Source organism: Streptomyces europaeiscabiei (assembly GCF_001550375.1).
In the GTDB taxonomy this organism is placed as follows: domain Bacteria; phylum Actinomycetota; class Actinomycetes; order Streptomycetales; family Streptomycetaceae; genus Streptomyces; species Streptomyces europaeiscabiei.
The window spans coordinates 1-7,225 of the sequence record NZ_LRTR01000093.1 but is presented as its reverse complement, the minus strand read 5'-3'; the positions used below and the strand labels follow the sequence as shown (position 1 = coordinate 7,225).

Below are 7,225 nucleotides of genomic sequence, written 5' to 3'. Positions count from 1 at the left end.
GTACGGCGCCGGGCGGCGCGGCGTGGGCCCGGGCCTCCCAGGCGGGCGTCTGCCCCGGGTGGGGTGCGGCGGGCGGACGTACCTGGGCCGGTGCCTGGACGGGAGCCTGCCCCTCCTCCTCGCCCAGCAGCCCCTGCGGGAGCACCAGGATGGCCTGGACGCCACCGTAGATGTTGCCCTGCAGTTGGACCGCGATGCCGTGCCTGCGGGCCAGGGAGGAGACCACGAACAGACCGATCCGGCCGTCGGCGAGCAGCTTGGCGACGTCGATGCGGGCCGGGTCGGCGAGCAGCGTGTTGATCCGGTCCTGGTCCTCCTGGGGTATGCCCAGGCCGCGGTCCTCGACCTCGATGGCGATGCCGGCGGTCACCCGGCGGGAGCGCAGGAGGATCTGGGTGTCCGGGTGGGAGAACATGGTGGCGTTCTCGACCAGTTCGGCCAGCAGGTGGATGACGTCGGCGACCGCGTGGCCGCGCAGCGTGCCCTCGATGGGCGGCACCAGCTTGACGCGGGAGTACTGCTCGACCTCGGCGATCGAGGACCGCAGCACCTCGGTCAGCGACACCGGATTGGTCCACTGGCGACGGGAGATCGCGCCGCCGAGCACCGCGAGGTTCTCCGCGTGCCGCCGTATTCGGGTGGCCAGGTGGTCGATGCCGAAGATGCGCCGGAGCAGGTCCGGGTCCTCGACCTGGTTCTCCAGATCGTCCAGTTCACGGATGGTGCGGTGGACGAGCGACTGCAGCCGGCGGGCCAGGTTGACGAAGACCTCGACCTTGTCGCTGTTGTCGTCGGAGGCGGACTGGAAGTAGCTCGCCGCCCAGACGAGGGCCTCGCGGGCCCGGTGCTGGGCCTCGGTGACGTCGTACTGCAGCTTCTGGTACGGGTCCTCGGCACGCGACGCCTGGTAGGCGAACCCGCGCGAGAGCAGCTGCTCGCCCCGCTTGAGGCGGGTCAGGTCCTCCTCGAGCGCCCAGTTGCCGGTCGTGATGGCCTGCCGCAGGGACTCGGCGCGCTTCGCCTCGGACCTGGCCCGTGACCTGGCCGCCACCACGGCCGCGGCCAGGCAGCCGCAGCCGAGGACCGCGCCGCCCGCCAGCACACCCCAGGTGGCGGCGTCGGCCGTGCCCTCCTGCAGCCGCAGGACCGTGCCCGTGACGGCGGTGGATATTCCGGCCATGAACGCCGCGGGGAGCACGGCCAGCCGCGTCAGTCGGGGCTGGGCTGCGGGGGAGTTGGCGGAATCCGACGCCCCGGTCTTTCCGTGCCGGTGACGAGACGGGGGAGTCGTCGTGTCCGGCCGACCGTGTTCCGGGGTCGCTGCGAAGGGTGGGGGTTCAGGCATCGGAGTCCTCTCGATCAGCCAGTACGCGACAGAGTAGCGAAGAACGTCAACTATCTGACCAGCGGTCCTAGACGCTCAGGGGAGGTCTGTCACCTGAGGTGCCGTCAGCGGTGGCAAGGGTCTGCGACGCCTTTTTACCCTCTATTCACGGGGCGGTGGCGCAGCAGTTCTTCACACGTCGACATGACACCGCGCCATCTGTGAAAGAGGGCGGCCGGGCGGCGGGTCACCTGCGGGTTCCGTCGCGGCTACGCTCGCTCCGGTCGTGCGGAGCGCAAGAATCACGCCATTCGGCCGTCGTGCTGCCTCGTGTCAACTGCCGCCGAGGCGTGCGGAGTCGCGTTCGATGTGGCTCCGGTCACACACGGTGCCCACAACACGACCCGGGAACATTCACACCGGTTGGGTCGGAAAGAGGGGGATCGACGCCCGGTGATGCTTTGGCTAAGCTTTAGACTTCAATCGAACCGTGGGAGGGGCGGGCGTGAGAATCTGTTCTGCGAGTAGCCCCTCGCCGTAGGTTTTCCGCCGAACTCTCTTGATTTCAAGAGGAGTTGAGTCAGCGTGTGCTCTGTCGCATCTCCCGAGGGCTGACGCCGTAGCGCCGCCGGAAGGCCGTGCTGAGGGCGCTGGCGGAGGAGAAGCCGGCGGAGTAGGCGAGATCCGTGATCGTCATGTGCTCGCACTCCGCGCACAGTAAGCGGTCCCGGGCCAGCCGCAGCCGCTCCTCGCGGATCAGCTCGCGGGGCGTGGTCCCCGCCTTCTGCAGGGCCAGTTGGATCTGGCGCAGCGACCAGCCGAGGGCGCGCGCCACCGCCGTTCCCGTGAGGTTCGGATCGGCCGCATGGTCGCGCACGTAGCGGCGGACCATCGCCTCCACCTCGCCCAGCTGTCCGGGGGCGTCGGGGCGGTCGTCGCCGGCGGTGAGCATGCACACCAGCTCCACGACCCGGTCGGAGACGGCGTTGAACTCCGGGTCGGTGAGGTGCTCCCGTTCCTCGTGCAGTCCGGTCAGCATCGAGCCGACGATCCGGCCGAGGCCGACTGTGAGGTCCAGGCCGCTGGCGACCGGTGATCCGGTGTTGAGCCGGCCGTCCACCTCGCGGGCCGGGATCGTGAAGATGAACGCGTCGATGGCGTCGCTCTGGAGACACTGGAAGGGTGCCGCGAAGGTGACCAGAGCCGCCGTGCCCGGGGTCAGCCGGGCCTCCTCGCCGTCCTGCCGCAGGACGATCTCGCCGCTCGTCGGCACCAGTAGCCGGTAGTCCTCGTCCGGGTCCTGGCGCACCTGACGCATCGTGCGGGTGTACTCGATCTCGTCGGACCGGTACTTGACCAGTTGGTACGTGTCGGTGCGCTGCCGGACGGTCTCACCGCGGAAGTTGTCCGACCGGGCGTACCTGAAGCCCATCCGGGACTGGTACGAGCCGATCTGTTCGGTCCAGAAATCGGCACGCTCGCGCGGGTTCAACTCCTCGGTGGTCAGCGCCTCGACGCTGTAACTTCCCGCGGGCAACGCTGCTCCTCCCTGGCGCCGGCCCCCGACTGCGTGCTTGTGGTCCTTTACGGTCACCGACGGGAAAATCTTCAACGTCTGATTGATCAAAGATGGTTACCGTCAGGTCAGACCTGGAGGGCACCCTAGCGTGGCAAGCGGTTGCCATGTTGTCGGGCCAAGGGTGGCCGAATATGCCAGGGGAAGGGGCGCGACGTCACCTGCGCCCCTTGCGCCACTCATGCGCCCTGTGACAACTTCCCTGCGCGTCACGGAAAGTACCCACGCGGTCGCGCCGCTAGCGTCGGGCGCTCCGTCAACTCCCGCCCGGCGTACCGGACGCGCCGACGCCTGGGGACGTGAGGACGTAAGGACTCGTACTTCATGACCGAACCGATACCGCAGGCGGTGACCTGGGCGCTGGCAGTGGCCCTGTTCGCCGCCGCCGTACTCCTGCTGCGCCAACAAGGCATCACCAGGCGGCAGCGCGGAAGGAACGCCGTCCTCGCCGACGACGTGCGGGCCCGGGAGGAGGAGCTGCGCCATCTGGTCACGGTCCGACTGCCGGCCCTCGCCGACCATCCCGGCCAGACCGTCCCGGGCGTCGGACCGCTCGACGGCCGGTTCGCCGAGACGGAGTTCGGCAAGGGCCTCGACGAGGTGCTGGTCCGCTTCTCCGGTGCCGTCGAGCACGCGCAGACCCGCGCCGACCAGTCCGCCAAGGCCGCCCTCAAGGCGTCCATGCGCTCGATCCAGGCACTCGCCAACGAGCAGCAGGTCTCCATCTCCGAGATGCAGGACCGGCACGACGACCCCGACGTGCTGAGCGACCTCCTCGAAGTCGACCACACCAACGCCCAGTTCGGCCGCCGCGCCCAGGCCATCGCCGTACTCTGCGGCTCCTGGCCGGGACGGCAGCGCGCCACCTCCCCGCTCGGCGAGGTCGTCCGGGGCGCCACCTCGCGCATCCGCGACTACCGGCGCGTCCGCGTCCACGGCCAGGTCGACATCGCCGTGGAGAGCCGCGCCGTGGAGCCGGTCGTCCTCGCCGTCGCCGAACTGCTCGACAACGCCGCCCGCCACTCCCAGCCCAACACCACGGTCGAGGTCGACGTCCAGCACGTGCACAACGGCGCGTGCGTCGTCATCGACGACGCGGGCGTCGGCATGGACGCCCACGCCGTGCGACACGCCACCCGGCTGCTGAGCGGACGCAGCGAGGTGGACGTCACCCGTCTCGACGACCCGCCCCAGTTCGGCTTCGCCGTCATCGGGATGCTCGCCCGGCGCTACGGGTTCACCGTCTCCGTGGACACCCGCTCGCCGTACGGCGGCGTCCGCGCCGTCGCGTTCCTGCCCACCGCTCTGCTCACCCACCTGGAACCCGCCGCCCCGGAGCCACGGATCGACCCGACACCCCTTCCAGAGACGGCCGCCGTCCCCCGTCGGGCCGTCGCCGGGACCACGCCCGAGGCCACACCCGAGGACGCCACCGCGGGCGGGCTGCCCAAGCGTCGCCGACGCACCCCCAAGCGGACGGCCGCCCCCGACCCGGAGCCCGCGACGGCCGAGGAGATTCCCGGCCGATCGCCCGAGGAGAACGCCCGCATCATGGGCGCCTTCGCCCGCGGCACCCGCTTCGGCCGGGCGGCGGGACGCATCCTCGACGAGGACGAGTACGTCCCCGACCCCGACCCCGCCACCCGGCGGCCCACCCCCCACGAGAACGAAGGGACCCCCCACGCATGATCGAGCCCACGACCAACGAGCTGGGCTGGATGCTCGACGACGTGCTGAAGGTGCCCGAGGCCCGCCACGCCATCCTGCTCTCCTCCGACGGCATGCTCCGCGCCCACTCCGCCGACATCGACCGCGACGACGCCGAGCGGCTCGCGGCCGGGCTCTCCGGACTGCAGTCGATCAGCCGCAGCACCGCCGAGTTCTGCGGCCCGGCCAAGAGCCCGTGGCGACAGACCCTGATCGAGTTCGGCCACGGCTTCGTCTTCCTCGTCGCCGCCGGCGAAGGCGCCTACCTCGCGGTGTCCACCGGCGACGAGGTCGACATGGAGTCGGTGACCTATCGCATGCACAAGCTCGTCGACCGGCTAGGCAAGGAGCTGACCAGTCCGGCGCGGCAGGACTCGGGCAGCAGGGCATGACGCCCCGCCGCCGGCCCGGTGGACGTCTGGTGCGGTCGTACGTCGTCACCGGCGGCCGCGCCCACCCGACACGCAACACCCTCGACCTGGTCACGCTGCTGGTCGCCACCACCGACCTGTCGCTCTCCGGCCTCACCCCGGAGACGCGCCGGGTCATGGAGCTGTGCCGACCCGGCGCGCTCTCCCTCGCCGAGGTCGCCGGACATCTGCTGCTGCCGGTCAGCGTCACCAAGGTGCTGGTCGCCGACCTCATGGACAGCGGCCACATCGTCACCCGCGCCCCCATACCGGCCGCCCGGCCGTCCGACGCCAGAATCCTCCAGGAGGTCCTCGATGGGCTCCGCGCCCGCCTCTGACGACGTCTACCTGCGGCCGACGGTGAGGACGGCTGCCAAGCTGCTCGTCGTCGGTCACTTCGCGGTCGGCAAGACCACGTTCGTCGGCACGCTCTCCGAGATCCGGCCGTTGCGCACCGAGGAGGTCATGACCGAGGCGGGCGCCCTGGTCGACGACCTCGCCGGCACCCACGACAAGAGCACCACCACGGTCGCCATGGACTTCGGCCGGCTCACCCTCGACGACTCCCTGGTGCTGTACCTGTTCGGCGCCCCCGGACAGCAGCGCTTCACCAAGCTCTGGCAGGACATGACCCGCGGCGCCCTCGGCGCGCTGGTCCTCGCCGACACCCGGCGCCTGTCCCACTCCTTCGACGTGATGGGCGTCCTGGAGGAGCTGGGCCTGCCGTACGCCGTCGCCGTCAACGACTTCGACGGTGCCCCCGTGCACGATCTCGACGAGGTGCGCGAGGCTCTCGACCTGCTGGACGAGACCCCGCTGGTGCGCTGCGACGCCCGAGAGCCGGACTCCTCCACCCGGGCACTGATCGCCCTCGTCGAGTACCTCCTGAGCCGCGAGACCGAGACCGGGACCGGGACCGGGACCGGGACCGGGACCGAGACCGAACGGGAGCACGCGTGACCTCCGCATCGCCGGCCGGACCGCCCCCGGGCTGCCCGGCCCACCGGCCCATGTACGGCCCGGAGTTCGCCGCCGATCCGGCCGCCTTCTACCGGCGCGTGCGCGCGAGCGGCCCGACCGCACCCGTCGAGCTGGCCCCCGGCGTGCGGGCCACCCTCGTCACCTCCTACGACGCCGCGCTGCACGTGCTGAGAAGCACGGAGACGTTCGCCAAGGACCCACGCCGCTGGAACGACCTCAACGACGGCACCGTCCCCCCGGACAGTCCCGTCGTCCCGATGATGATGTACCGGCCCAACGCCCTGTTCTCCGACGGCGAGGAGCACCGGCGGCTGCGCGGCGCCATCACCGACAGCCTCGCCCGGGTCGAGCCCCACACCCTGCGCGGCTATGTCGAGCGCAGCGCCGACACCCTCATCGACCGGCTCGCGCCCACCGGCAGGGCGGACCTCCTCGGCGAGTACGCCCAGGTGCTGCCCCTGCTCGTCTTCAACCACCTCTTCGGCTGCCCGGCCGAGCTGGGGCTGAAGCTGGTCGAGGGCATGTCCGGCATCTTCGACGGGGTGGACGCCGAGCGGGCCGACGAACTGCTCACCGCCACGCTCTTCCAACTGGTCACGCTGAAGCGGAAGCACCCCGGTCCGGACGTGACGTCGTGGCTCACCCTGCATCCGGCGCGACTGACGGACGAGGAGATGATCCACACCCTCGTGGTCCTCATGGGCGCGGGCACCGAGCCGCAGCAGAACCTCATCGCCAACGCGCTGCGCCTGCTGCTGGCCGACGACCGTTTCGCCGGCGACCTGTCCGGCGGCAGCCTCCCCGTCGAGGACGCCCTCGACGAGGTGCTGTGGACCGACCCGCCGATGGCCAACTACGCCGTGCACTACCCCAAGCGTGACGTGCTGTACGAGGGCGCGCTGCTGAAGGCCGGCGACCCGCTCGTCGTCTCGTTGGCCGCCGCCAACACCGATCCGGCCCTGACCAACAATCAACGCGTGGGCAACCGGGCCCACTTGGCGTGGAGTGCGGGCCCGCACAACTGCCCCGCGCAGAGCGAGGCCCGGCTCATCGCCTCGGTGGCGGTCGAGAAGCTCCTCGACCGGCTGCCGGACGTCGAACTCACCGTACCTGTAGGGGCGTTGGAGTGGCGTCCGGGCCCCTTCCACCGGGCGCTCGCCGCACTGCCGGTGACGTTCCCGCCCGCGCCCGTGGTCGGCGCGACGGCCGAGGCGCCCGCGTCTCCCG

Annotated in this window: 7 protein-coding genes; 5 read left to right on the top strand and 2 right to left on the bottom strand. The window is 71.0% G+C overall.

The window, feature by feature from the left end:
- Positions 1-1,345 (bottom strand): sensor histidine kinase (locus AWZ10_RS04085; RefSeq protein ID WP_060890456.1); only part of this gene is annotated, 1,345 nt, incomplete at its 3' end.
- 559 nt (positions 1,346-1,904) lie between these two features.
- The gene (locus tag AWZ10_RS04080; protein WP_046708632.1) at positions 1,905-2,861 is read right to left on the bottom strand and encodes a helix-turn-helix domain-containing protein; all 957 of its coding nucleotides are present in this window, start codon (positions 2,859-2,861) and stop codon (positions 1,905-1,907) included.
- Positions 2,862-3,224: 363 nt separating this feature from the next.
- Here AWZ10_RS04080 and AWZ10_RS04075 point away from each other — a divergent pair, with 363 nt between their 5' ends.
- The 5 genes from AWZ10_RS04075 to AWZ10_RS04055 all read left to right on the top strand — a co-directional run.
- On the top strand, positions 3,225-4,589 hold the full coding sequence (locus AWZ10_RS04075) for an ATP-binding protein (RefSeq protein WP_060890455.1): 1,365 nt from the start codon (positions 3,225-3,227) through the stop codon (positions 4,587-4,589).
- A complete protein-coding gene (locus AWZ10_RS04070; RefSeq protein WP_046704604.1) occupies positions 4,586-4,999 on the top strand; it encodes a roadblock/LC7 domain-containing protein in 414 nt (137 codons plus the stop codon). The genes AWZ10_RS04075 and AWZ10_RS04070 overlap by 4 nt, the downstream gene beginning before the upstream one ends.
- On the top strand, positions 4,996-5,355 hold the full coding sequence (locus AWZ10_RS04065; protein ID WP_046704603.1) for a DUF742 domain-containing protein: 360 nt from the start codon (positions 4,996-4,998) through the stop codon (positions 5,353-5,355). Before AWZ10_RS04070 ends, AWZ10_RS04065 begins: the two co-directional genes overlap by 4 nt.
- Positions 5,333-5,977, top strand: a complete 645-nt coding sequence (locus tag AWZ10_RS04060) for a GTP-binding protein (protein WP_060890454.1) — start codon at positions 5,333-5,335, stop codon at positions 5,975-5,977. Before AWZ10_RS04065 ends, AWZ10_RS04060 begins: the two co-directional genes overlap by 23 nt.
- A gap of 50 nt (positions 5,978-6,027) precedes the next feature.
- Positions 6,028-7,225, top strand: a 1,198-nt coding sequence (locus AWZ10_RS04055) for a cytochrome P450 (RefSeq protein WP_060890453.1), incomplete at its 3' end; no start/stop codon positions are given.

Coding starts and splice junctions, on each gene's coding strand:
- AWZ10_RS04060 (WP_060890454.1), top strand. CDS start 5,333: ATGGGCTCCGCGCCCGCCTCTGACGACGTCTACCTGCGGCCGACGGTG.
- AWZ10_RS04065 (WP_046704603.1), top strand. CDS start 4,996: ATGACGCCCCGCCGCCGGCCCGGTGGACGTCTGGTGCGGTCGTACGTC.
- AWZ10_RS04075 (WP_060890455.1), top strand. CDS start 3,225: ATGACCGAACCGATACCGCAGGCGGTGACCTGGGCGCTGGCAGTGGCC.
- AWZ10_RS04070 (WP_046704604.1), top strand. CDS start 4,586: ATGATCGAGCCCACGACCAACGAGCTGGGCTGGATGCTCGACGACGTG.